We start from the raw sequence: 23,179 nt of genomic DNA on the forward strand, positions 1-23,179 counted from the left end.
ACGAGGCATCTATGCTTGAGCTGAAGAACGTTTGCAAACGGTATAGTACCGGCACCTTTGAACAGACGGCTCTCGATGCGGTCTCCATAGCTTTTCGCGACAATGAATTCGTGGCGATTCTTGGGCCTTCCGGCTCGGGTAAAACCACCATGTTGAATGTTATCGGCGGACTGGATCGTTTTGATTCAGGAGATTTGCTGGTTGATGACGTTTCCACGAAGGAATTTAAGGAACGCGACTGGGACGCCTATCGCAACAACCGCATCGGGTTCGTATTTCAGAGCTACAACCTAATTCCTCACCAGAGTGTGCTCTCCAATGTTGAGTTAGCCCTGACACTTTCGGGAGTCCCTCGGGGAAAGCGACGCCGCCGTGCGCTTGAAGCCCTTGAAGAGGTAGGCCTGAAGGACCATGCCGACAAGCGCCCCAGTCAGCTTTCAGGCGGACAGATGCAGCGCGTAGCTATCGCGCGCGCCCTCGTAAACAATCCGGAAATTCTTTTGGCGGATGAGCCTACCGGCGCCCTCGATTCTTCGACATCGGTGCAGGTGATGGATCTTCTTAAAGAGGTGGCGCGCGATCGTCTGGTCATTATGGTGACGCATAATCCGGAGCTTGCACATGAGTATGCTACGCGCATTGTTGAACTTGCTGATGGGTGTATTACCGCCGATTCCAATCCTTTTGACGTGTCTGTGGCTTCTCGCCGCAAAGCAAAGCCGACACATCGCACGTCAATGTCATTTTTAACAGCGCTCAGCCTTTCTTTTAACAACCTTATGACCAAAAAGGGCCGTACGCTGATGACAGCCTTCGCGGGTTCCATCGGCATTATCGGCATTGCTGCTATTCTCGCCCTTGCAAACGGTACCAATGAATACATCCGCAGGGTCGAGGAAGACATGCTGTCAATCTATCCGCTGACCATTACCGAACAATCGGTCAATCTTACGTCAGCCATGGCAAGCATGAGCACTGCAAGCGCCTCGTCGCAGAAAAGCGGCGCGGCGGATCAGGCGGATCAACAAGACGATACCACAACGCCTGAGAACCAGTCCCTCGAAGGCACCGTTTCTTCCAGCAAGTATCTCGAAAAAATGACGACGAGCATTGGTAAGAACGACCTTAAGGCTTTGAAGGATTTTATCGACAATAACGGCGGCGACATCAAAAGTTACACCAGCGCCGTTACCTATCAGTACAACGTCAAACCTCATCTGTACCTGCCGGCGGGAGCAGATTCTACGTCAGGCGACCCGGTGCAGGTAAATCCTGATCAGACGTATTCGCGTATCAGCCCCAATGTGCCTGCGTATAGTCCGATGGCGCAGTTCTCATCGACATCATCGTTTGCGCAGCTGCCATCCGATCCCTCGATTTATGAAAGCCGCTATACTGTCCGCGCCGGTCGTTGGCCCAAGGCATGGAATGAAGTGGTTTTAGTGCTGCGCCCCAACGGCACCATATCCGACTACGTTGAGTACTCTATGGGACTGCGTGATTATGCCGACGTGCGCAAGATAGTGGATCAGGTTGCCGACGGCAGCAACGTGACCGTGTCCGAATCTGACAAGACCTACACCTACAATCAGCTGATGTCTCCGACATTCAAGCTGGTTAATGCTGCTGATCTGTACGCGTGGGACGCGGGTCTTGGCGTGTGGAAGGATATGTCCAACGACCAAACCTATGTCAACAACTTGGTGGAAAAGGCGCCTGATATCAAAATCGTTGGCGTTGTGCAGGCAAAAGATCCATCGGCGCAGGGAGGCCTGAATCACGGTCTGTATTACACTCCCGAGCTTGAACAGCGTCTTATCGCCGCGGCAGCCGACTCAGAGATAGTCAAGGATCAGCAGAACCGTTCCGATATTGATGTGTTTACCGGCAAAACGTTTGCTGACGAGAAGAACGGCGCCACGGAAGGTCTTTCTCTGTCTTCGCTGATAAGTGTTGACGAAACGGCTCTTGCTTCGGCGTTTTCTATGAATCCCCAGGCACTGGATTTTTCAAACATCGACTTGTCCGGTATCAACTTGTCCGAGATGGATTTCTCCGAGGTGAATCTTCCGGAGCTTGATCCTGCCAGCCTGAACCTGAATTCCGATGATTTGCTTGCTGCCATGCCAGACGGTTTCGATCCTTCCGTTTTGCAAAAGGCGTTTCCGGAGCTTTCCGCCGATGATATCCGGCAGGTGCTTTCGGGCATCCGGATTAATTTCAAACTCGGAGGTCAGGCAGCTCTCTCGCAGGCTATACGTGAGATTGTGCTTGGGTGGAATACGTGGAGAACTGCTAACCCCGGTAAAACCATAGCGGATTATCTCGCCACCGATGAAGTGCGCGCCAAGATGATTTCCGCGGTGAGCGCGGCAATAGACACTGATGATCTTCAAAAGCAGCTCGTTGCAGCGCTTTCCGAAAAGCTGGGAACCGCAGCAGATGTGCCGAGTCTGAAAAAAGAAGTGGCTGAACGCATTATGAAGGCGTACCAGGAGCAGATTGCCTCCGCTCTGTCTCAGGCAATCACCAAAGCAATCAGCGCGTACATGCAGCAGGCGATGGCATCAGTCATGACGCAGGTATCCTCCAGGCTGCAGATTCGCATTGCTTCGGCTCTTAGTCAGACCATGCAAAGTGTGATAGCAACTATGTCGGGTGCCATGCACGTTGATCCTGAAGCTCTCAAAAGCGCCTTTAAGCTTAATGCCGACCCGGCGCAGATTGCCGCTATAGCAGCGTCAATGATCAGTTCGCAATCGGCGACTTATGACAGCAATCTTGCGAAGATGGGTTATGCGGATCTTGATACACCGTCATCGATCAACATATATCCCAAAGATTTTGCCGGCAAAGAGAAGGTAGTTGAGATTCTCGAGCGCTACAATGCTGACGCGCGTGAGGCGGGAGAGGACGGCAAAGTCATCACATACACTGATCTTGTGGGCGTGCTCATGAGTTCTGTGACGCAGATTATCGACATGATTTCTGCCATGCTCGTTGCCTTTGTCTCTATTTCGCTGGTTGTTTCCAGCATTATGATTGGCATTATTACCTATATTTCAGTGCTTGAACGTAAGAAGGAAATAGGCATTCTTCGCTCCATCGGTGCCTCGCGGCGAGATATAGCCAACGTCTTCAACGCGGAAACGTTCATCGAAGGCCTTATTTCAGGCGTTATGGGCATCCTGCTTACGTTTCTTTTAATCATTCCCGCGAACATTGCGGTCAAGCAGATGTTCGCCGTAGAGAACCTGGTTGTTTTGCCATGGAATGCCGCGCTCATTCTGATAGGAATCAGCGTAGTGCTCACGCTGCTGGCAGGTCTTTTACCGGCGAGAAGGGCCTCAAAATCCGATCCTGTTGAAGCGCTCAGAAGCGAATAAGCATTGTCTTATTGGTGCAGCGCGCCTTTTATGGTACTGTCGTACGGCTTGTGTCTGGTAACAGTTTGGTAACAATTTGATAGCAGGTGCAAGTTGAAAAGACGGTGTAACAAAGTTATGAACGTGAACAGGAAGGTACCATGAACGTCAAGAAAGTCCAGAAGCGCAAGCGCATTGCTGCAGTAACGACCGCGATTACTACGGCTGCCGTTATGGCATCAACCGCCGCTCCGGCATTTGCAAAGCCAGCCCAGGGAGTTCCTGCAAGCGGCATTCCAACCGCTGAAGCGGAGAATGCAAGCGCTATGCCAACTACCATTCCCATGGCTGAGAAGCAAGTTGCTGAAAGAACAGCTGCTGCGCAGGCAGCGCATGCTGCAAAAGACGTGGCAAAAGGTGAGCTTGATACGGCCAAGGAAGCCTCCGATAAGGCTGCTGCTGATAAAAAAGCCGCTGATTCTGATGCACGGAATGCGTTTAACAAGGTAAAGGTTGACGCACAATCTGCCGAAGACACGGCGAAATCCGCCGTCAGTGAGGCGCAGTCCGACGTTGATAATGCTGCCAAGAACATTGCGGCCGCCGAGAAGAATGTTACCGAGGCAACTGCCAAGGACACCGATGCAAAAAGCAAGCTCAAAACAGCCGAGAGAAACGCCGCGTATGCTCATGTGACTGAAGCGGTTGTGGCGCAGGACAAGGCGAAGATGAATGACGCCAAAGCAAAGTTTGATAAGGCTGAAGAAGCTGTACAAAAAGCGCAAGAAAAGCTCACAGCTGCTCATAAAGCAGCTGTTGCGGCTGGAGCAGACCTTGCTGCTAAGGAGCAGGCTTTAAAAGATGCGGCTCCCGAGGCTCGTGCCGCCGCTCAGGAGGCACTCAATAAAGCGCGCGCTGCAGAAGAGGCCGCTCGTAAGAATCTAAATCAGGCAACGCTGGAGGCTGACGACGCCGCTGCAAAATCCGCTACCGCTCAAGAGCAGTACGAAGAACTCCGAGACGACTACGATGAGCACTTCGGTATCTGGCAGGAGGTGCTGGACAAGCGTGCCGCGGCGGCTGCAGCATCAAAAGCGCTTGCGGAGGCGCAGACTGCGCTTGCGAGCGCGCGCCAAAACGCCGCTGATGCCCCTGCGCGCCTCCAGGCTGCAAAAGACCGTTTGCGCTCCGCTCACGATACCAACGCGCGTGCGCAGGCTCTTGCATATAAGGGTGCAGAAACTCCCGATACGACAGACGCTGATTTTATGCATCTGAATCCATACATTCAGCGCTTGCGCAGCGCGATTGAGGCGGCTAAGCATGCGGATGAAGCTCTTGCTGAAAAGCAGACAGCGTATGATGAGGCGAAGGCAAAAGCGGCTCAGGCCGATGCCGATAAGCTTGCCGCTGAAGTGAATCTTTACATGCTCAAACAGGCTGCAGAAAAGAAGGAATCCTCCAAGGCCGAAGGCGTTCAGCCTGAAAAAGCTCAATCCGAGCGTATGCGGGGTAAGCATGCCAAGACCGCTTCAAAAAAGCGCGAGAAAACGTCCGCGAGCACGTCTCAGAAATTGCCTGAGACCGGTGATGCTTCCTCTGTCGCAATGACTGCCGCTCTGCTTGGTACAGCGTTTGTCGGAGCCTCAGCTATCGGTTCGTACAAGGGCAAGCACATGCACTTCTAAACCGTATTTCTCGGTCGCAGGTATCTTCACATGCGGTTTTGTATATTTTGTACAGGTAGTAAAACCTCCCACGCACTATATCGTGGGAGGTTTTGTAATGCTTCAAGCTAGTGTTTTGGACTAGTGCTTGAGTTAGCGCTTTGAGCGCCCGGTGTGAGTGCGGTCGTGTTGGAAAAGCTGTTGAACTAGAACAAATCAATAATCTCAAGGTCAAGCTGGGAGGCCTCAAGTGCTTCTCGCGGACCGAAAACAACAATCGACGTATCGGCGGCATCCGTTGGAAGCGATGCGCCAAGCGCCTGACAATGCGTGGTATCGGTATGCAAGATTTGCTCGCGAAGCCGCTCAAGACGATCTGTGGGACGTCCGTTGAAGCGTTCGATGTCCTGACGGCGCGCGAGGGCTCGAGGGCGAACTGGCGCGTCGACGGTTGCGACTGAAGCGACTATATAGCCTTCAAGCTCGGTATCGCTTGGATTCCACGACGAGAGCCACGCGCCGGCGCTAAGGTAGCGCTCAAGCGTGGCGTCCACAGACGGATCTCGATATGAGAAGAACGAATCAAGTCCCATGAGAGAAGGCCTGAAACCGACGCCGTACGCTCCGCCTTTTACGCGAACCTCGTTCCAAAGATAATCAAGCGTCATCGCGCGGCTTACAACTTGCCATGTTCCTGCGGTCTCGGGCTGTCCGTCAAAGGCGTTGGGAAAACCAAAACCCACATAGCTGACGTTTGAGGGAATAACAATGCCCTCGCGCTTGAGTGTTGGTGTGGGAACAATGAGCGTGCGGTCATGTGAGGGGCGCATCGCAAGATCAAGGGAGCCCGCTGCCCGCCAGAACTTCTCGCGGCTTTCAGCGGAGCCGGTGAAGCTTACGACAACGTCATTAGCACAGAATATGCGAGCCGCCAGATCGGCAAGTTGTGCGGGAAGTATTTGAGAACGTTCGTGCCAGTGCGCCAGAAGCTCTTTGAGGTAGTGATAGAATGTGAGGCCTCCGAGCGCATCCGAGACCGTTGCTGATTGGGCGTACGACGTGAACGTGCGATTTAGGGCGGCGGCGTGTCCCGAGCCGATGAAGTATTGCTCAAGGCCGATACGCCGCTGGGTCAAAATGTCTTTGAGACGCGCGAGGTCATTGAAATTCGTAGAACCCCAAATTTCTTTGGGAATAGTCGCGAGCTTTTCGACGCGGTCAGCCAAGGCGGAAACACTGACCACCATGGTCGGCTGAGCGGAGTCGATTCGGTCTCGTGAGTAAACTTCCGTAGAAAATGAAAGATCACCAAGATTCGCTTCGATGAGCGTGTCAAGGTCTGATGCCGTGTGGGCGTCGGTTCCAAGTTTTCCGAGAACATCGGAAAGAATACCCACCAAGGGCAGCTCGTCATAGGAAACGGCATGAGTCAGGTCAAAATAATGCGAGACATAATCAATGCCGTGCGTGTCAAGTTCATGGGCGAGGCAGAGAAGTGGTGCCTCTACCTCATGTGGCTGCGGCTGCGCCTTGGTAGCCTCAAGGTCGGAAAGCGAGAGGAACGGCAGCTTTGCGATATCTTCTGGCGCGTCAGGCGTTTCTTGTTCCACACGAAGCGTCTTAACTTCTATGCGGATACGCGCGATGTTGTCTTCGGTCATGCTCTGTTGGAGTTGCGCCAGTTCTTCTGTTTCTTCGGTTGAACCGCTTTCTTCGACAGGTACCAATTCGACTTGAGCACAGTGAGGGTTGTGGCAGACAAGTTCAAGGAGCAGCGTCTCAAAGGCGCCCTTGGGACGGCCGGAGGCAGCAAGCATGTTCTTAAGTTCTGTTAGCGCATCTTCATACTTGATGTAGTCATAGGGACGAGCGTCATCGTAGAGCCAGCTCTCAAGAGACTTTTGGGTGTATTCGATACCATCGGAGAACGGCAGATCGTGCTCGCGTAGATTGAATTCCGCCTGCGCGACGGACGCCTCAAGCTTATCGTAGGGGAGACCAGAGGCGGCAAGTTCCGCGCAGGTTGACTCAACGAGTGCGCGGAATCGCTGAGACGCTTCGGTGTCGCGGAGGCCTTTGAGCTCAAGGAACAGAAGCGGCTGAAGCATGCTGTCGGAGAAATAGTAGCTCACGTCATCGGCAAGGCCACTGTCAAGTAAGACGCGCTTAAGGAGGGCCTCGTTAGACCCCATGAGGGTGTCAAAGAGAATGTCGGCGGCAAGCATGCGGACGCGTTGCGCCGCGGTTCCCAGTACATAGCCAAGACCTATAGCGGAGTTGTCGGGCGTGGTTGCCATTTCAAACCGAGCGGGTTTGGGGGAGACGGGCGCCTGCAGGTCAAGAGGATACGGAGAACCTGCGTGGCGCTTCTCGGCACCCGCAAAGCGTTTGCCAATAAAGGCCAGCTCACGAGCTATGTCAAGGTCACCGTAGAGAATGGTATAGCTGTTGGAGAGGTCATAGTGGCGCGCGTGGGTATTGAGGAACTCTTCGTAAGTAAGTTGAGGAATAACGCGCGGCGCTCCACCTGATTCTTTTCCATAGGCAGTGTCGGGAAAAAGCTTACTGCTGACCTGGTCATACAAGGCTCGATCAGGATCGGAGAGCGCGCCTTTCATTTCGTTGAAGACGACGCCGTTATACGACAGGGTACCCGCGTCGTCTGCCTCAAGGTGCCAGCCCTCTTGCTCAAAAATATGCTTGCGCTGATAGATAGCGGGATGAAGAACCGCGTCCAAATACACGCTCATAAGGTTTTCAAGGTCTGTTACGTTGGTGGAGGCAACAGGGTAAACAGTCTTGTCCGGGAACGTCATGGCGTTCAAGAATGTCTGCATTGAGGCTTTGAGAAGATTGACGAAGGGCTCTTTGACGGGGTAGGCGTCCGAGCCGCAAAGCACCGAATGCTCAAGAATGTGAAAGACACCGGTATCGTTTGCGGGTGGCGTTTTGAAGGCGATGGCAAATGAACGGTTGTCGTCACTGTTGGCAAGCCAGAGAAGCCGGGCTCCTGAAGGCGTGTGCGAAAAGACATAGGCGGTACCGGAGATTTCAGGCAGCGCTTCGATACCGGTAACGGTAAAGTCATCGACGCGGTCGCCAACGTTGAGCTTCCGTGATTCCTGTATGGCCATAGACACCTCTCAAATTCTCGCGAGATATGCGGGTATAGTCGTGTATGGTTACTGTGCCTTATAACTGTACCTGTTTGTCGCGCGGACACACGCTTCGCACTTCATTTGTAACGAAAGATTTATATCTCCATGTCTGATTCGATCCTTGATACACTGCAGGAACGTGACGAAGATTCCCAAACGTTTGAACAGGAGGCTGCGGAAGCCTCGATTGGTCTTGTGTCAGACAGGCATAAGGCACGAATCCACCGAGGCATGCTGTGCGTACTTGTCGGCGGCGCTGCGTGGGGAGCGTTTGGCACTGCGGCAAAATATCTGCTTGACGTATACGGCGTTGAACCCCTGTGGCTCATTGACGCGCGCGAGTTCTTCTCGGGGCTGCTCTTTTTGGCTGCGGCGGCTCTCATCGACCGCCGGCGCCTGAGTGAAGCGGCGCATGATGTTCACGCGCTCGGTCGGATCTTTGTCGTGAGCCTTGCGGCGATTCTCTTTTCTCAGATTGCATACCTCTATGCCGTTGACGCGACAAATTCCGCTACGGCTACGGTTATGCAGGCTCTCGGCATGCTGGGCGTACTGTTATATGTCTGCTGTAAAGCGCGGCGCGGACCGAGAAAGCGAGAAGCGCTTGGCGTTGTTATGGCGCTTATAGGCACCTATCTGCTGGTAACGGGAGGCAATCCTTCTAGTCTCCAGTTGCCTCTGCGTGGGATAGTTTGGGGCTCGCTGTGCGCTCTGGCTCAGACGGCGCTCTCTATTCTGCCCAAAAAGCTTATGGAGCGCTGGGGCAACTTTGTGTTCAATGGGATAGCGTTTTTATTTTCCGGCGTACTTCTCGCCCTTGTGTACCAGCCGTGGAATCATATGCCACCGCTTGACGCCTTTGGCTGGATTCTTGTAGTCATTGGCATCACCGTCGGTACGTTTTTGGCATACGGGTTGTACCTGCAGGGCGTTAAGGATGCGGGACCCATGCGTGCGGTTCTTTTGGGTACTATCGAGCCTGTTATGGCTACGGTTACGACCGTTATGGTGCTGGACACCTCGCTCAGCGCCACTGACCTTATTGGCTTCGGATTGATTTTGGGCATGGTAGTGCTGACAGCGTAAACGCCAAGGTGGGCACGTCAAGGTGGCGCGCCAGAACAGGCACGTCAAGGTGAGAGCGTCAAGGCAGATATACTAGGCGTACTCCCGCACCTAAATTTGATTCATATTCGCTTGAACTGCCGCGTACCAGCCGTTGGGGTTTGCAGGGTTGTATTTTGCGGCGCCTGAGTACGTGAGGTAGCCACCGTAAAGAGCAGCAAGTCCTGAAACGTGGGAGCGAATTGCCTCTTCCCATGAACCCCAGCTTGAAGAACCCCAGCCCCAGGCGTTGTGCGGCAGGAAGCAATAAGCTCCCTTGGTGCTTTCAACTGCTGAAATTGCAGGCGAGAAGCGCGGGTCTACACCGTAATCCCAAGCGGCTTCGGCAAAGGTCGAACCGTATCCTGACAGAGGAGAACCGGAGAGGTAGGCGTCAATGCGGCCGCTCCACTTGGCGACAAAGTCAGTCTTGCCTGCAGACCAGTCGACAGATCCGGATGAATTGTCTGAAGAGTTCGTGTTGTCCGGCGCGACATAGGTGCTTTCCTTGCCGGACGCGTTTGTAAAGGTATTGGAAGCGGATTCTTCCGCCTTCTTTTGCGCCTCTGCAATAGCGGCTTCTTCCTGAGCTTTTTCAGCAGCTCGCTGCTCTTCCATCTGTTTTTGCAAAGCGTTGCGAGCATCGATAGCTTGTTGAAGCGCATCGGAAGCGGCCTGCTTCTGCGTTTTTGCCTCAGCCATCTGGTCGTTCAGATTTTTCTTGGTGTCTTCAAGCTCGTTTGAAAGATTGACCAAGCTGTTGACAGCGTCAGCGTTGCGACTTGAAATGATGTCTAGGTACTGCAGGAGCGAAATCAAATCGTTAAAGCTGTCCGCTGACAAAATAAGATCGATAATCCCAAGAGATCCCTGCTGCATACGGTAACATGTTAGCGATGGATGCCGCAGCTCTTGACCGCTGCTCCGGCAGCTGGTTTTCGATTTCCTGAATGCGGGCCTCGTTGTTCTGAATCTGCTGTTCCAGATCTTCTACCTGCTTTGTGGCCGCTTCATACGTTGCGTTGGTCTCTTCAATCTTTGCTTGAAGATCTTCAAGAGACTCCGCATAAGCCGCGATGGGCATACCCGTAAGAGAAACTGTGAGTACGAAAGAAACAGCAATGGCAACTGCCGCATGTGCCAGGGTTGAGCCGCCGAAGCTGCGAGAAGCACACTTATTGAAAATCAAAATACGAACCTCCGCGATTGGGGTTTGCATGCGCCTGACTGCAAGGGACTCCTTACCTGTAAGGAGGTTCCTCGCGTTCGCACTATGCTCTTTTCCGCTCGTGCAAGGGTATCAAGTTTACATGTTGGTATATATATTTTGCAAGAATTGCAGGTAGATGCCCGCTTTATCCTGCTCTGCTTCAGGCTTTGCCGCGAGAAGAACTCGGCACTTGTAGCGCATCCCGCTTTGAGCGATGATGTACAGACAAAACGAAAGGGGAGTCGTGGACGTTTGGAATCTCATAGTATCTGCTCTGTACGGAGTTGTTGAAGGCATTACAGAATGGCTGCCTATTTCGTCAACAGGGCACATACTGTTGCTGAACAAATTTGTGCCGCTTGCGGTAACAACTGACTTTTGGGATATGTTTCTCGTAGTTATTCAGCTTGGCGCAATACTTGCCGTCTGCGTGATGTTCTTCCACAAACTCAATCCCTTCTCGCTCAAAAAGACAAAGGAAGAACGAAAAAGCACATGGATTCTTTGGGCAAAAGTGGTGGTGTGCTGCATTCCCGCGGCGGCGGTTGGCATTCCGCTTGATAATTTCATTGAAGAGCATCTTGGAGGACCCTACGTCATTGCTTCCACGCTCATTGTGTATGGTCTGATCTTTATTGCTCTTGAGACGCATCGGGAAAAAATCGCCCGGACTGCTCCTGTCGTACAGCCGCAAGGCAAGCATATGCGCCTGCCTACTGACGCCACGCCCTTGCGGCGCAGTGCCGATGAACTTTCCCGCGTGACCGACATTGATAAGCTTGATTGGAAGACCGCCTTTGGCATCGGGCTCTTTCAGGTGCTGGCCATTGTTCCAGGTACGTCTCGCTCGGGAGCGACTATTATCGGTGGCTTGGTGCTGGGATGTTCCCGTGCCGTTGCGGCCGAATTTACCTTCTTTTTGGCTATTCCCACAATGGTTGGCGCTTCGGGTCTGCGGCTTGTTAAGTTTTTCTTGAAGGGCAATTCGTTTACCTCGTCTGAGGCGGCGATTTTGGCTGTTGGCTGCATTGTGGCTTTTGCAGTGTCTTTAGTGATGGTTCGAGCTCTCATGGGCTATGTGCGCAAACATGACTTTAAGCCGTTTGGAATATACCGCATCGTGCTTGGCATCGCGGTCATCGTCTACTTTGCTTTGTTTGCCTAGGAACTTTGCACTCACGCCATCTTTACGAACATTGCCGATTTAATTGGAGCAACATGTCTGACGCTTTTCAGTCTCCTTTGTTTGCCGCGCCACTTGCTGACGGGCAGTCTGCCGGTGGGCTGTCTATGCGGACCGTGCCGTCTGCGATAGATTTGGGCAACCTCAATCCGTCTCAGCATGAAGCTGTCATAACCACCGAAGGTCCGCTTCTCGTGCTTGCCGGCGCAGGTTCCGGCAAAACGCGTGTGCTGACGCACCGCATCGCGCACATGATTGCCGATAAAGGTGTGCGTCCGTGGCAGATTCTCGCCATTACGTTTACAAATAAGGCCGCAGCCGAGATGCGGGAGCGCCTTGGGCACTTGCTTTCCGGTGGCACGCGCGGCATGTGGGTGTGTACGTTTCACGCCATGTGCGTGCGCATGTTGCGAGAAGACCCCGAAGCCGTCGGCTTTGGTCCCAACTTCACCATCTATGATGACGATGATTCAAAGCGGCTGGTTAAGGCTATTATGGCCGACCTTGATATTGATGTTCGCCAGTTTCCGATGAACTCTATCAGAAGTAAAATCAGCGCGGCGAAAAACGCCCTCATACTGCCGGATGAAATGGAGCGTCAGGCGTCGTCACCTCTCGACTACGTTACCGTCCGCGTCTACCGGACGCTTCAACAACGTCTTGAACGGGCGAACGCCCTGGACTTTGACGATCTTCTCGTTAAAGCCTTTGAACTGCTGTCCAAAAATCCCGTCATTCTTAACGCGTATCAAGAGCGCTTTCGCTACATCAATGTCGACGAATACCAGGACACCAACGGCGTTCAATACGCTATCACCAATCTTTTGGCTTCCAAGTACAGAAACCTCATGGTTGTGGGCGATGACGATCAGTCCATTTACTCGTGGCGTGGCGCGGACATCAAGAATATTCTGGCTTTTGAGAAGGACTACCCGGACGCGCATACGGTCAAGCTCGAGCAGAACTACCGTTCAACAGGACATATTTTGGGAGCAGCGAACGCCGTTGTCGCTCACAATACGCACCGCACAGAGAAGCGCCTCTTTACCGATGAAGGCGATGGCGAGAAGATCTGCGTGTACCGCGCGGCAGACGAACGCGATGAGGGCCGCTGGGTTGGCTCGGAGATTGAGAAGCTGCATGATGCGGGAACCTCCTATGATGATGTCGCCGTGTTTTACCGTACCAACGCGCAGTCGCGCATACTCGAGGATATGCTGTTGAGAGCGGGTGTTCCCTATAAGATTGTGGGCGGCATGCGCTTCTTTGATCGCGCTGAGATTCGCGATGTCATGGCATACCTCAAGATGGTTATCAACCCCGATGACGATGTGTCGGCGCTTCGCGTGGTCAACACTCCTCGGCGCGGCATCGGCTCTACCAGTATCAAAAAAATCCAGACGTACGCGTTGAGAAACAGGCTGTCCTTTTTTGCCGCCTGCGAAGCCTGCATTGGCGAGGAAAGCCTCCTGTCTGTTAAAGTCCGCAACGCTCTTACAGAGTTTACCGGAGCTGTTGAAGCGGGTCGCGCTCTGGACGGCGAGCTCGAAGAGGTTATTGAGACAATCGTTGACCGGTCGGGACTCATTCGCGCCTACGAGGCCGAGCATACTATGGAGGCCGACGGCCGCATTGAGAACATCCGAGAGTTTTTTGGTGTCGCTGCTGAATTTGATGAAACGCATGACGACGCGGAAGAAATGCTTGAAAGTCTCCGTCAGCTGCGCGAAGCGGGTTCTCTTGATGAGGAGGGCGAATCATCGGCGACGGCGTCTGAGCCAGCGGCGTTGTCCGTGGTGCGTGCGACAGAGCCACCCGCATCATCTGAGCCATCTGCGCCGACAGCATCGCCCGTGCCGTCCGCGGCTGTGATAGAATATCCTCAGGTTGCAGCTGCGAAGCTCCCCGCATTTATGGAATGGCTGGCGCTTCGGTCGGATTTGGACAGCCTTGCCGGTTCGGCTTCCGCCGTTACTCTTATGACCATCCATTCCGCAAAAGGTCTCGAATTTCCCGTTGTGTTTGTCGTGGGCATGGAAGAAAGCATCTTCCCGCATGTGAACTTTGAATCTGATGGAGCGCATTTGGAGGAGGAGCGGCGTTTGGCGTATGTCGCTATCACGCGCGCTCGCAAAAAACTCTACCTTACATACGCATCTGTGCGTCGCATGTTCGGATCTGTCCAAGCAAATCCGGTCTCTCGCTTTATAGCCGAAATACCCGAAGAACACATCAAAGCTATCGGCGTTGGCTCGTCAGGCTTTTCGGGTGTTGGCTGGGAAAAGCGGGGAGACCGCCATGGCACCTTTGGATCAGGCCGTGGCGCTGAGGTGTACGGAGGCAATGTCTTTGGCTCTCGTACGCGTTCTACCGGCAGAGGCGGACGTATTCAGCCGAGCGTTGCCCCTTCAATCAAAAAGGATCCCGCAAAGGCGAAAGCGGTCTTTGCGTCCGGCGACCACATATCCCATAAAACCTTTGGACCGGGCGTTGTTCTTTCCGTTGAAGGCGATACCATTGAAGTGAAGTTTACGCGTACGAACAAGGTTAAGAAGCTGATGAAAGGCTTTGCGCCCATCGTCAAGATAGAAAGTCAGTGATGCTGATGACATCCGATACGGGTCAGACGATTTTAGGCCTTGCGCCAGCGGACTTTTTGTACCGTGCAGTTTTTCTCGCCACAGTTTTTCTCGCCGCGCTTGTTTTGGAACATGTGATAGTACGCGTATCGAGAAGAGCCTTGAACGCCTCTCGTATTCCCTCAGCGTCAATCTTTATCAATATTGTACGAAGCGTTATCTGGGTATTTGCCGTCCTGTCCGTTTTGCAGCCTGTTTTTGGCATACAGCCGACCGCTTTTGTAACGGCTTTGGGAGTGACGTCCATCGCGCTGTCATTTGGCCTGCAGGACACCATTTCCAATCTTGTTGGCGGCCTTGGTCTTATGCTGGCGGGGGTTATCAAGCCCGGCGATCATGTGACTATCGGTGACATTTCAGGCGAGGTCATCGATATGAATTGGCGCTCTACTATTGTGCGAGAGAGAACCGGGCGCGTCCAGATCATTCCTAATTCGGTGCTCAATAAGACGGCGTTTACACATTGCACTCGTTGGGCGATAACCAATGTTGACGTGCCGGTTATAGTGAAACCACAAGCGAACCTTGAAGAAGTAGCCAACGAGATTGTTGAGACGGCTAAAGTCACCCTTGAGCACGACCTTGATTTAACGTTTCCGGTTGAAGTGCGCTTTGAAAGCATTACGAACGTTGGCGTCCAGGCAATCGTTCATCTTCATATTCGGGATGACGTGCAGGCGGAGCCTGTGGCAGACCGACTGGTGCGCGCCATAGCAGGACGTCCGTGGCTTGCGGGAGTGGAGGACTGACGTGAAAGTCGGAATCATTGGCGCTATGGAAGAGGAAGTCGCTCTCCTGAAGCAAGAGATGACGTCTGAGCGAGTGGTGCAGATTGCGGGGCGAACCTTTCATGAAGGGAGCATCGCCCAGACGCCCGTTGTGGTAGTGCAGTCCGGCATTGGCAAGGTAAACGCCGCTTTTTGCACGCAGATTCTGATTGATCGCTTCGGGGTTGACTGTATTATCAATACCGGCATTGCCGGCCTTCTGGGGGATGATTTGATTGTCGGTAGTGTGGTGATATCTACCGACTGCATGCAGCATGACGTGGATCTGCGCGCTCTCGGGTATCCTCAAGGTCAGATTCCCGGTGTTGAAACTGTTTCATTTAGCGCGGACAAAGAACTGCGGCGACAGGCGGTATGCGCAGCTCAAGAGACTGCCTTCGGCGTGAAGACTGTTGAGGGGCGGATTGTATCCGGTGATCAGTTTGTTGCTGACGTTGCGGAAGCGGACGCTCTTAAAGACTTCGGGGCAGTGTGCTGTGAAATGGAAGGCGCTGCTATAGCGCAGGTCGCCTGGCTTAATAACGTTCCCTTTGTGATTGTGCGCCTTATGTCCGATAAGCCTGGCGTGTCGTCCGAGCTTGACTACGCCGCTTTTGAAAAGACCGCGTCCCGAAGGTGCGCCAAGATAGTCTTGCGTATGGTTGAGCGGCTCTCGCAGGCGCCTTCGTCTTTCTCGCCCTCGGATAATTTCGGCCAACGGTAGCATTGTGGTCTTTAGCGGTGCCCATTTCGTTTATTATGGGAGAAGTCTAATACAAGTACTGGAGAGGTACTGAATGATTACACTTGGACGTTTTGTCGACATGATTGTGGCGAATCCATTTCTTGCCGTTGTCATTGTCCTCATTTTTGGCTGCATCTTCGTTAACGGTGCTACAGATGCCGCAAATGCCATTGCCGAGTCCGTCGGCACCCGTTCCATTAAAGTAAACCATGCTATCGCCATGAGCGTTATCTGCAACTTTGTTGGCCTTGTGGTCATGTGCCTTGTTTCCACCGCGGTTGCAGACACCATTATCGGCATGGTTGACTTCGGTACCGACTATCACCAGGCTTTGATTGCCCTTGCAGCGGGGTGTGTGGGTATCGTGGCGTGGGCGGTAGGCGCATGGGCGCTCGGCATCCCTACTTCGGAGTCGCACGCTCTTATTGCAGGACTTACCGGCGCGGCGCTGGCGCTTCACGGTAACTTCAACGCCGTGAACTGGGATGAGTGGAATAAAGTTATTATCGGCCTTATTTTCTCGACCATTTCCGGTTTTATAGCCGGTTGGGTCATTGTCAAGATTATCCACACTACCTGTAAACATGTGAACCGCAAGCGCGCGGATGCTATATTTGGTCACCTTCAGGTGGTCGGCTCGGGATTTGTCGCTATGATGCATGGCGCACAGGATGGGCAGAAGTTTTTGTCCATTGCTATGCTCGCCATTGCGCTTTCCGCCGGTTCGGGCACCGCTGGCACCGAGGTCTTTCCGCTTTGGCTCCAGGTGGCTTGCGCCGGTCTCATGGCGTTTGGCACCGCTATCGGCGGCCGCCGCATCATTAAAAAGGTTGGGATGGAAATGGTCAAGCTTGAGCGTTACCAGGGCTTTGCCGCTTCTTTTTCCGCTGCGGCGTCGTTGCTTTTGTCGACGCTCACGGGACTTCCTGTTTCTACTACCCACACTAAGATGACCGCCATGATGGGTGCCGGCGCCGCTAAAAATCCCCGCACGGTAAACTGGGGTGTCGCTAAAGATATGGTTCTTGCCTGGGTCTTTACGTTTCCAGGTTGTGGACTTATCGGATATTTATTTGCAAAACTGTTTTTGATGTTGTTCTGATTCGAGCGTAATTCTGAGTGCAATTCCGACTGTGACGTCATTGGAGGACCGTATGTTTGGTGAGCCTAAAGAAGATATTTTCTACACCCTTTTCAAGGAGTTCGGCGCAAAGATTGTTGAGACCGCGGAAGAGTATTCGACCATTCTTGACGGCTATCCTGAGACGGCCGCGCGTATTCCGCAAATGAAAGTGTACGAGCGCGAGTGCGACGAGAAGGTTCAGCGCATCATGAAGGAGCTTTACGCCTCGTTTGTTACTCCTTTTGAGCGTGAGGATATCTCAGATTTGGCGCTTGGCCTCGATGACATCGTTGACGGTATGAATTCCGTTGCCGAGCGACTCGACCTCTTTAATGTTGACGAGTTCCGCAAAGAGGGTGCGCAGCTTGCTGAGCTTACCCTTCGCGCCTGCATTACAGTCAAGGAGATGCTCGACCACCTGGCCGACTACAAGAAGGATTCCGCTGTGATGGAAAAGGCGATTGCCGTCGGTCACGTTGAGGACGAGGGAGACCTCGTGTACCACAACGCGCTTTCCCGCCTGTTCCGCGATGAAATGACCGGCCGCGAAACCGTTGCCTGGCTGCGCATCTTTGACCGCATGGAGCAAGCTCTCGACTCTTGCGATAAAGCAGCAGGTATTGTCCGCTCTGTGATTATGAAGAACGCCTAGGCGTTTTGGCGAGAAGTACCAGGGACGCCGCCATCGCCACCGTTAACGCCTCCGTCATCGCCACTACCGCTGCTACCAGCGCTGTCACCTTCTCCGCCTCCGCGCCGGAGGCATGCGCCGCGGTTTTGCATGCTGCGGTCTGCGTGCGCTGCGGCTCTGGTGTCAACAGTCCACACGTCGTGGTGCTGCGGCCTGCGTGTGCTTCCAGGTTTCCAAAAAAGTGCCACAGTTGTGATACGAAATCTCCTAAAAAAGGCATCAGTTGTGATAAATCCCCTAAAAATGCCATGAGTTGTGCGATGTTTATATCACAACTCATGCACTTTTTTGGAAAACGGCGCCACAGTGGGAAAACAGCGTCACAGTGCCGGGCAAGCATGGAGCCTTTTGCGTACATCTTTTGCATGCATACGGTACGTACATAATGAAGCAAGCGCGATGGGGTAAACTGTTACAGAGAGTAATTCTGGCAGGAGGTTCCATGAGCGGTTTCAAGAGGTTTTGTCTGATTGTATTTGCGCTGGCAGGTACCGCGTCCCTTGTCGGCCTTGCCTTAACGTGTTTTGGCCCATGGACTGAGGCCGCGTATGATCTTTTGCTGAATAATGTGTATCTTGCCGTGCTACAGGTTTGCATGCTTATAACGATAGTCGGCTTTATAGTATGTTTCTTAAGCGGTCTGTTCTCCAAAAAGGTTCGTTCGCTTACGGTTACAACTGTTGATGGGGGCACTATCTCCGTCACGCGCGACGCTATTGTCTCTCAGGCAAAAAACGCTATTGAAGCCGAAGGAATGTGCTCGTGCGATCGCGTGCGCGTTATCATTTCTCGCAACAATACCGTGCAGGTTGCAGTATGGGTTTTGCCACAAGAGCCGCTTAATATCGTTGAAGTTGGTCCGCTCCTTCACAGCAGACTTGAAGATCAATTAGCGGCGGTCTGCGGTGACAAAGTGACGTCTATCGATATATCATTTGTAGAGGGTGCGCACTTCTCGCCACATGAAGAAGAAGCGCGAGAAGAGCCTGTGGATTCTTCCGATGAAATAACAACTGCTATGGAGCCGTCGCATCAGCCTGCGGTTGTAATAGAGCCGTCATCCGAGATTAGGCTGCCTATGACATCAGAGCATGAGCAAGCAGGCTCTGATGGTGCGGCGCGGGAGGCGTAAGCACATGGATGTTATCAAAGCGTGGATACATGATCATTTTCCTGGCCATGAAAACGCCTTTATTGGCGGTGTCATTGGCCTTATTGTGGCGATTCTCTTTTTTAACCTGGGATTTTGGCGTACGCTGTTTCTGGTTATTTTGGTGCTGACGGGCATTGCTGTTGGTCAGATATTTGACGGTAGCGCGACGCTTATTGCGAAGATTCGTGAATTCTTTTCTGATCGCCGTTAATCGATAAGGAGGCCAATGCATGGCTGCTGAAACTAGTGATACTAAAACTGCCGAGGTTGAAACCACCGGCGCCGCCAATAGTGCTGATGTCGACAAGACCGTCGATGCGGAGATTGTTCCTGTAGAGGAGGCCGCGCTTACAAAACCTCGTGAGGACTCCGAAAATAGCGTGATTGAAAATAGCGCAGTTGAGAGTAGCGCGGTTGCGAATAACGAGACTGAGAATAACGAGACTCAATCCGACGCAGACATGGGCGATGAGGATTCCCTGACATTTTCCGATGGCGTTATAGAAAAAATAGCGGCGCTTTCGCTACGCGACGTTGACGATGTTGTGGGAGCTCGCGGAAACTGGCTTAATCGCGTGCAGGATGTTCTTGGAGCAACGGACGCGGCCAAGGGTGTCAGCGTTGAAGTGGCACATGAGAATGCCGTCCGCATTGACATCTCCGTTTTGATTCGCTTCGGCGCTTATGCTCCCCAAGTATTTGAAAACGTTAAGCAGGCTGTTTCTCAGCAGGTGAACGCCATGACGGGCCTTGAGGTTACCGGTATCAATTTGCGTATCGAGGATGTTTTAACTGAGGAAGAATACGAGCGCATGCGTGGTTCTGAGCGGACTGAAGAAGAGCTGGAAAAAGAATCCCAGGAGTAAGTATGAATTGTTCTGTTGCGATTCAGTATCTGCCGATGGACGCTTCTTGCGATGAGGAGACGTGTCGTATTGTCGATGAGGTTATCACCTTTATTGCAAGCAGTGGAGTGGACTATTTTGTCGGGCCGTTTGAAACGGTCATCGAAGGCGATTATGACCTCTGCATGGAGATTCTTAAGAACTGTCAGCTTGTCGGAGCGAAGGCGGGCTGCACCCATGTTATGACGTATGCCAAGATCAATTTCAAATCCGAGGGTGATGTTATGGCTACCGAAAAAAAGATTGGAAAATATCACCCTGAAGGGCGTTGATTTACTGACCTGTGTTCTCCGCTTACGACATGATGAGCTCCGTTCAACCATATCAACGCCTGTTCTTCTCGCCAGAATGAAATTGTTGAGGGAAAATAACAATGACTAGAGGAAGCGTGCGCGTCCCTAGCCTCCAGACTTGGAGTTTATGCGTGTAGCTTTGCAAGAGGAGGGCTTAGCTTATGGAACTGTCCAAAGACAAGAAGGTTATCGTTGAGCGTCATAACAAGGTTGTATATGACAATGGCGATACCGTTGTAAAGGTTTTTAACGGCAGCAAACCCGCAGCGGACATTTTGAATGAAGGCCTGAACCTGGCTCGCGCGGAGCAGGCAGGTATTGCCGTTCCAGCGCTGACAGAAATCAGCAAAGTAGGGAATAGCTGGGCTATCGCAACGCTTAAGGTAGAAGGTCCAACCCTTCGTCAACTGTTCAAAGATCATCCGGAAAAAACCGATGAACTCTTGGATAAGTTTGTAGATCTTGAGCTTGCGATTCACGCGCACCGTTCTCCGCTGCTTCCGCGTCAGAGGGATAAATTTACACGCATGATTAACAGCATCCCCGATGTGCTCTCAGACGATGTTCGCTACGAGCTTTTGATGAAGCTTGACGGCATGAAGAACCACGCCAAGGTATGCCACGGTGATTTCGTCCCGTCAAACGTTATTATTCCCGAGAAAGGAGAGCCGGTCATTGTAGACTGGGCTCATGCCACTCAAGGTAATGGTGCCGCTGATTGCGCCACTTCCTACCTGCGCCTGCTCCTGAACGGCGAGAAAGAACTTGCCGAGAAGTACATCGCAAAGTACTGTGAGAAACAGGGCTGCACGCGTGAATATGTGAACGAATGGATGGGCATTGTCGCGGCGGCTGAGCTTGCGCGCGGTCGGGTACATGAGACGGAGTTCTTGCTTCGCTGGGTAAATGTCTACGACGGAATGTAAATCGCTGGCGAACAGGTTACTAGTACAGGTTTTTGATAGGTAAGTCTTTCGAGGCATAGGCAGATTGATTCTGAGATAAGCGACAAAAATTGCATTGCTACGGAGCGCATCAAATGATGCGCTCCGTTTTTATGAGTGAACTTTACGCGGTAATCTTCGAGAAGTGTGTGCCGTTGGTATCGAGCTTGAGCATGAAGCGGTTGTAGTCTGCCCTGAGCACAATGATAGATGTTTCAAACGGTTTTCCGTAGGAGTCGTATGTTGTTCTGAGAGTGCGAAGCGCCGCCGTACCTTTGAGTACGCCGAGCACCTGTGCTTCGCGCGCATCGAGGTTAATCGCCTCGTATATTTCAATCGCGTGCGCCGGCATGCGTCCTGATGTATTGGCGATAAAGGTATAAAGAGAAGATTCAAGTGCCTCTTCGGTAAGTTCGGGATAGTCTTCATATGGTATGTAGGCAGTAACTATTTGCATGGGCTCATCGTCGGCAAGACGAACACGCCGAATTTCCCAAACCTGGGTTCCGTCGGGAATTTGAAGGTTCTTTGAGATTCCTTTGCTTGACGAGTGTCGCCTCAGCCCGAGTACCTTTGAGGAAGGATGCTTTCCAAGCGCCGTCATTTCCGCGGTGAAGTTGAACGCAGTTTCCATGTTATGGCCTTGTTGCTGATAGTTGACGAATGATCCTTTGCCGCGACGGCGCACAACGCGCCCCTCATCGACGAGATCTTTGAAGCAGCGCCTGACTGTACCGCGAGAGAGCCTCTCGCTATATCGATCAATCTGTGCTTAAGCCCGAGTTCACCGTTGATGAGATCAAGAAGTATGCGCAGGAAGGCATTGATTTTGGTTGCGCCACTATCTGCATCAACCCCTCTAACCTTCCAATCGTCGCTCCGATGGTTGAGGGCACAGAGACCGGCCTCTGTGTGGTCTGTGACTTTCCTTTTGGTCTGGCCACCGGAGAAGCTAAAGCGCTTCTCGCTGAAGAGTATTGCTCCAAGTGGGACATTCAGGATTTGGACATTGTTGCCAATTACGGTTGGTTACGCTCTGGCATGTGCGACAAGGTTGTCGAGGATCTGAAACCCGCGATTGTCGTTGCCCACAAATACGACATGCAAGTCAAGGTTATTATCGAGACTGATACCCTTACTTCCGAGCAGATTGCTGACGGTACTCGCTGCGCCATTGATGCCGGTGCCGACTTCATCAAGAGCTCTACCGGCTTTTTCACGGGACACGAGAACGTGGGCGCCACTCCCGAGGTTGTTAAGGTGATGATGGATACCGCTCAGGGTCAAATTAAAGTCAAGGGTTCCGGCTGCATCCGCACTCGCGAACACTTCCTGCAGCTTATTGACATGGGTATTGATCGTATGGGTATTGGTTTCCGCTCCACCCCCGCGGTTCTCAACTGTACACCTGAAGAAGCGAAGCGGCTCAGGTAATTCCGGTAAGACCATGGCGACACTCGGTCATTTACAAATGAAGAACATGACTGAGGCGCATGCTTCGAAATAGGTACGCTATGATGTAGCCAGATGCGTCTGATAGAGATGTGTCTGGCTACTATGGTGAGAGGGTGTCCATGTCGGAAAAATCTATGCTTGAGCGTATGTCTTCGGGCGAATGGTACGGAGAAAAACCTGATGCGGAGCTAGGCGAAGCGTTTTGGCGCGGAAAAGATCTGGCATGGGAATTCAACCAAACCCGTCCCAGCAATCGAATCCGAGGCAGAGAGATCCTGCACGAACTTCTCGGCCGCCTTGGTGATGGCTCAAACATTCTAGCTCCGCTTTATGTGGACTATGGTGCTAACGTATTGCTCGGCGACCGTTGTTTCATAAACCATGACGCTTATTTTATGGACTGCGCGCCAATCTCCATCGGCGACGACGCTTTTATTGGCCCGCATTTCAAAGCCTATACCGCACAACACCCCCTTGACGCTGAAGAACGCAACTCGCGTATAGAGCGAGCCCTTCCCATCACCGTTGGAGACAGTTGCTGGTTTGGCGGAAACGTGACCGTACTGGGCGGCGTGACCATCGGTGATGGTTGTGTTATCGGCGCGAATAGCCTAGTTACCAAAGACATTCCCGCGGGGTCCCTCGCGATGGGGTCTCCTGCACAACCAATTCGTAAGATTGGCGAGAAGGATCGTGTTGGCCTGAAGGAACTTTTTGGTTTAGAGTAGCAAATCGTGCTACACTCAAAAAGAAGCGGGGAGCTGGTGCACGCCGGCT

Annotated in this window: 22 protein-coding genes; 16 read left to right on the forward strand and 6 right to left on the reverse strand. The window is 52.6% G+C overall.

Annotation, left to right across the window (positions count from 1 at the left end; all coding sequences use genetic code 11):
• Window positions 1–11 precede the first annotated feature (11 nt).
• Window positions 12–3,386: an ABC transporter ATP-binding protein/permease gene (locus HMPREF1527_RS00115; RefSeq protein WP_016476666.1), complete on the forward strand. Its 3,375-nt coding sequence runs from the start codon at window positions 12–14 to the stop codon at window positions 3,384–3,386.
• Between the two features lie 140 nt (window positions 3,387–3,526).
• Entirely contained in the window at window positions 3,527–5,053 is a 1,527-nt protein-coding gene (locus HMPREF1527_RS00120) for a hypothetical protein (RefSeq protein ID WP_016476667.1), read from the forward strand.
• Between the two features lie 185 nt (window positions 5,054–5,238).
• Here HMPREF1527_RS00120 and HMPREF1527_RS00125 read toward each other — a convergent pair whose 3' ends face one another.
• On the reverse strand, window positions 5,239–8,166 hold the full coding sequence (locus tag HMPREF1527_RS00125) for an insulinase family protein (protein WP_016476668.1): 2,928 nt from the start codon (window positions 8,164–8,166) through the stop codon (window positions 5,239–5,241).
• 129 nt (window positions 8,167–8,295) lie between these two features.
• On the opposite strand from HMPREF1527_RS00125, the gene HMPREF1527_RS00130 reads away from it, so the two are divergent.
• Window positions 8,296–9,276, forward strand: coding sequence for a DMT family transporter (locus tag HMPREF1527_RS00130; protein WP_016476669.1), 981 nt, complete (start codon window positions 8,296–8,298; stop codon window positions 9,274–9,276).
• Between the two features lie 90 nt (window positions 9,277–9,366).
• Here the strand turns inward: HMPREF1527_RS00130 and HMPREF1527_RS00135 are convergent, their stop codons facing one another.
• The 3 genes from HMPREF1527_RS00135 to HMPREF1527_RS07840 form a co-directional block, all read right to left on the reverse strand.
• Window positions 9,367–10,173: a hypothetical protein gene (locus HMPREF1527_RS00135; protein WP_016476670.1), complete on the reverse strand. Its 807-nt coding sequence runs from the start codon at window positions 10,171–10,173 to the stop codon at window positions 9,367–9,369.
• Complete coding sequence (locus HMPREF1527_RS07550; RefSeq protein WP_051113088.1) at window positions 10,118–10,513, reverse strand: hypothetical protein; 396 nt, start codon at window positions 10,511–10,513, stop codon at window positions 10,118–10,120. The genes HMPREF1527_RS00135 and HMPREF1527_RS07550 overlap by 56 nt, the downstream gene beginning before the upstream one ends.
• Window positions 10,514–10,600: 87 nt before the next feature.
• Window positions 10,601–10,768: a hypothetical protein gene (locus HMPREF1527_RS07840; RefSeq protein ID WP_198009234.1), complete on the reverse strand. Its 168-nt coding sequence runs from the start codon at window positions 10,766–10,768 to the stop codon at window positions 10,601–10,603.
• On the opposite strand from HMPREF1527_RS07840, the gene HMPREF1527_RS00140 reads away from it, so the two are divergent.
• The 6 genes from HMPREF1527_RS00140 (at window position 10,722) to HMPREF1527_RS00165 (ending at window position 17,613) form a co-directional block, all read left to right on the forward strand.
• Window positions 10,722–11,669: an undecaprenyl-diphosphate phosphatase gene (locus tag HMPREF1527_RS00140; RefSeq protein ID WP_016476672.1), complete on the forward strand. Its 948-nt coding sequence runs from the start codon at window positions 10,722–10,724 to the stop codon at window positions 11,667–11,669. The two genes, HMPREF1527_RS07840 and HMPREF1527_RS00140, sit on opposite strands and share 47 nt — an antisense overlap.
• Window positions 11,670–11,722: 53 nt before the next feature.
• On the forward strand, window positions 11,723–14,287 hold the full coding sequence (locus HMPREF1527_RS00145; protein ID WP_016476673.1) for an ATP-dependent helicase: 2,565 nt from the start codon (window positions 11,723–11,725) through the stop codon (window positions 14,285–14,287).
• A gap of 5 nt (window positions 14,288–14,292) precedes the next feature.
• The gene (locus tag HMPREF1527_RS00150; RefSeq protein ID WP_156825434.1) at window positions 14,293–15,075 is read left to right on the forward strand and encodes a mechanosensitive ion channel family protein; all 783 of its coding nucleotides are present in this window, start codon (window positions 14,293–14,295) and stop codon (window positions 15,073–15,075) included.
• 1 nt (window position 15,076) lies between these two features.
• Window positions 15,077–15,817: a 5'-methylthioadenosine/adenosylhomocysteine nucleosidase gene (locus tag HMPREF1527_RS00155; protein WP_016476675.1), complete on the forward strand. Its 741-nt coding sequence runs from the start codon at window positions 15,077–15,079 to the stop codon at window positions 15,815–15,817.
• Window positions 15,818–15,890: 73 nt separating this feature from the next.
• Entirely contained in the window at window positions 15,891–16,940 is a 1,050-nt protein-coding gene (locus HMPREF1527_RS00160) for an inorganic phosphate transporter (protein WP_016476676.1), read from the forward strand.
• A gap of 52 nt (window positions 16,941–16,992) precedes the next feature.
• A complete protein-coding gene (locus tag HMPREF1527_RS00165) occupies window positions 16,993–17,613 on the forward strand; it encodes a DUF47 domain-containing protein (protein WP_016476677.1) in 621 nt (206 codons plus the stop codon).
• On the opposite strand, the gene HMPREF1527_RS00170 is transcribed toward HMPREF1527_RS00165, so the two are convergent.
• Window positions 17,597–17,932, reverse strand: a complete 336-nt coding sequence (locus HMPREF1527_RS00170) for a hypothetical protein (protein WP_156825435.1) — start codon at window positions 17,930–17,932, stop codon at window positions 17,597–17,599. The two genes, HMPREF1527_RS00165 and HMPREF1527_RS00170, sit on opposite strands and share 17 nt — an antisense overlap.
• A gap of 162 nt (window positions 17,933–18,094) precedes the next feature.
• Here HMPREF1527_RS00170 and HMPREF1527_RS00175 point away from each other — a divergent pair, with 162 nt between their 5' ends.
• From HMPREF1527_RS00175 to HMPREF1527_RS00195, 5 genes are all read left to right on the forward strand, one after another.
• Entirely contained in the window at window positions 18,095–18,784 is a 690-nt protein-coding gene (locus HMPREF1527_RS00175; protein ID WP_016476679.1) for an alkaline shock response membrane anchor protein AmaP, read from the forward strand.
• A 4-nt stretch (window positions 18,785–18,788) separates the two neighbouring features.
• Entirely contained in the window at window positions 18,789–19,016 is a 228-nt protein-coding gene (locus HMPREF1527_RS00180) for a DUF2273 domain-containing protein (RefSeq protein WP_016476680.1), read from the forward strand.
• Between the two features lie 19 nt (window positions 19,017–19,035).
• Window positions 19,036–19,671: an Asp23/Gls24 family envelope stress response protein gene (locus HMPREF1527_RS07895; protein ID WP_016476681.1), complete on the forward strand. Its 636-nt coding sequence runs from the start codon at window positions 19,036–19,038 to the stop codon at window positions 19,669–19,671.
• 2 nt (window positions 19,672–19,673) lie between these two features.
• A complete protein-coding gene (locus tag HMPREF1527_RS00190; protein WP_016476682.1) occupies window positions 19,674–19,982 on the forward strand; it encodes a thiamine-binding protein in 309 nt (102 codons plus the stop codon).
• A gap of 182 nt (window positions 19,983–20,164) precedes the next feature.
• Window positions 20,165–20,929 (forward strand): phosphotransferase family protein, encoded by a 765-nt coding sequence (locus tag HMPREF1527_RS00195; RefSeq protein ID WP_016476683.1) that lies wholly within the window; start codon window positions 20,165–20,167, stop codon window positions 20,927–20,929.
• A gap of 142 nt (window positions 20,930–21,071) precedes the next feature.
• Here HMPREF1527_RS00195 and HMPREF1527_RS00200 read toward each other — a convergent pair whose 3' ends face one another.
• On the reverse strand, window positions 21,072–21,581 hold the full coding sequence (locus HMPREF1527_RS00200; RefSeq protein ID WP_156825436.1) for a GntR family transcriptional regulator: 510 nt from the start codon (window positions 21,579–21,581) through the stop codon (window positions 21,072–21,074).
• Window positions 21,582–21,703: 122 nt separating this feature from the next.
• Between HMPREF1527_RS00200 and deoC the strand changes: the two genes are divergently transcribed.
• Both deoC and HMPREF1527_RS00210 read left to right on the forward strand, forming a co-directional pair.
• Window positions 21,704–22,381, forward strand: coding sequence for a deoxyribose-phosphate aldolase (deoC, locus tag HMPREF1527_RS00205; RefSeq protein WP_255344813.1), 678 nt, complete (start codon window positions 21,704–21,706; stop codon window positions 22,379–22,381).
• 140 nt (window positions 22,382–22,521) lie between these two features.
• A complete protein-coding gene (locus HMPREF1527_RS00210; RefSeq protein WP_016476686.1) occupies window positions 22,522–23,130 on the forward strand; it encodes a sugar O-acetyltransferase in 609 nt (202 codons plus the stop codon).
• Window positions 23,131–23,179: the final 49 nt, after the last annotated feature.

It is taken from the genome of Atopobium sp. oral taxon 199 str. F0494 (assembly GCF_000411555.1).
In the GTDB taxonomy this organism is placed as follows: domain Bacteria; phylum Actinomycetota; class Coriobacteriia; order Coriobacteriales; family Atopobiaceae; genus Lancefieldella.

Coding starts and splice junctions, on each gene's coding strand:
- HMPREF1527_RS00115 (WP_016476666.1), top strand. CDS start 12: ATGCTTGAGCTGAAGAACGTTTGCAAACGGTATAGTACCGGCACCTTT.
- HMPREF1527_RS00120 (WP_016476667.1), top strand. CDS start 3,527: ATGAACGTCAAGAAAGTCCAGAAGCGCAAGCGCATTGCTGCAGTAACG.
- HMPREF1527_RS00125 (WP_016476668.1), bottom strand. CDS start 8,166: ATGGCCATACAGGAATCACGGAAGCTCAACGTTGGCGACCGCGTCGAT.
- HMPREF1527_RS00130 (WP_016476669.1), top strand. CDS start 8,296: ATGTCTGATTCGATCCTTGATACACTGCAGGAACGTGACGAAGATTCC.
- HMPREF1527_RS00135 (WP_016476670.1), bottom strand. CDS start 10,173: ATGCAGCAGGGATCTCTTGGGATTATCGATCTTATTTTGTCAGCGGAC.
- HMPREF1527_RS07550 (WP_051113088.1), bottom strand. CDS start 10,513: ATGCAAACCCCAATCGCGGAGGTTCGTATTTTGATTTTCAATAAGTGT.
- HMPREF1527_RS00140 (WP_016476672.1), top strand. CDS start 10,722: ATGTACAGACAAAACGAAAGGGGAGTCGTGGACGTTTGGAATCTCATA.
- HMPREF1527_RS07840 (WP_198009234.1), bottom strand. CDS start 10,768: ATGAGATTCCAAACGTCCACGACTCCCCTTTCGTTTTGTCTGTACATC.
- HMPREF1527_RS00145 (WP_016476673.1), top strand. CDS start 11,723: ATGTCTGACGCTTTTCAGTCTCCTTTGTTTGCCGCGCCACTTGCTGAC.
- HMPREF1527_RS00150 (WP_156825434.1), top strand. CDS start 14,293: ATGACATCCGATACGGGTCAGACGATTTTAGGCCTTGCGCCAGCGGAC.
- HMPREF1527_RS00160 (WP_016476676.1), top strand. CDS start 15,891: ATGATTACACTTGGACGTTTTGTCGACATGATTGTGGCGAATCCATTT.
- HMPREF1527_RS00165 (WP_016476677.1), top strand. CDS start 16,993: ATGTTTGGTGAGCCTAAAGAAGATATTTTCTACACCCTTTTCAAGGAG.
- HMPREF1527_RS00170 (WP_156825435.1), bottom strand. CDS start 17,932: ATGAGTTGTGATATAAACATCGCACAACTCATGGCATTTTTAGGGGAT.
- HMPREF1527_RS00175 (WP_016476679.1), top strand. CDS start 18,095: ATGAGCGGTTTCAAGAGGTTTTGTCTGATTGTATTTGCGCTGGCAGGT.
- HMPREF1527_RS00180 (WP_016476680.1), top strand. CDS start 18,789: ATGGATGTTATCAAAGCGTGGATACATGATCATTTTCCTGGCCATGAA.
- HMPREF1527_RS07895 (WP_016476681.1), top strand. CDS start 19,036: ATGGCTGCTGAAACTAGTGATACTAAAACTGCCGAGGTTGAAACCACC.
- HMPREF1527_RS00190 (WP_016476682.1), top strand. CDS start 19,674: ATGAATTGTTCTGTTGCGATTCAGTATCTGCCGATGGACGCTTCTTGC.
- HMPREF1527_RS00195 (WP_016476683.1), top strand. CDS start 20,165: ATGGAACTGTCCAAAGACAAGAAGGTTATCGTTGAGCGTCATAACAAG.
- HMPREF1527_RS00200 (WP_156825436.1), bottom strand. CDS start 21,581: ATGGAAACTGCGTTCAACTTCACCGCGGAAATGACGGCGCTTGGAAAG.
- HMPREF1527_RS00210 (WP_016476686.1), top strand. CDS start 22,522: ATGTCGGAAAAATCTATGCTTGAGCGTATGTCTTCGGGCGAATGGTAC.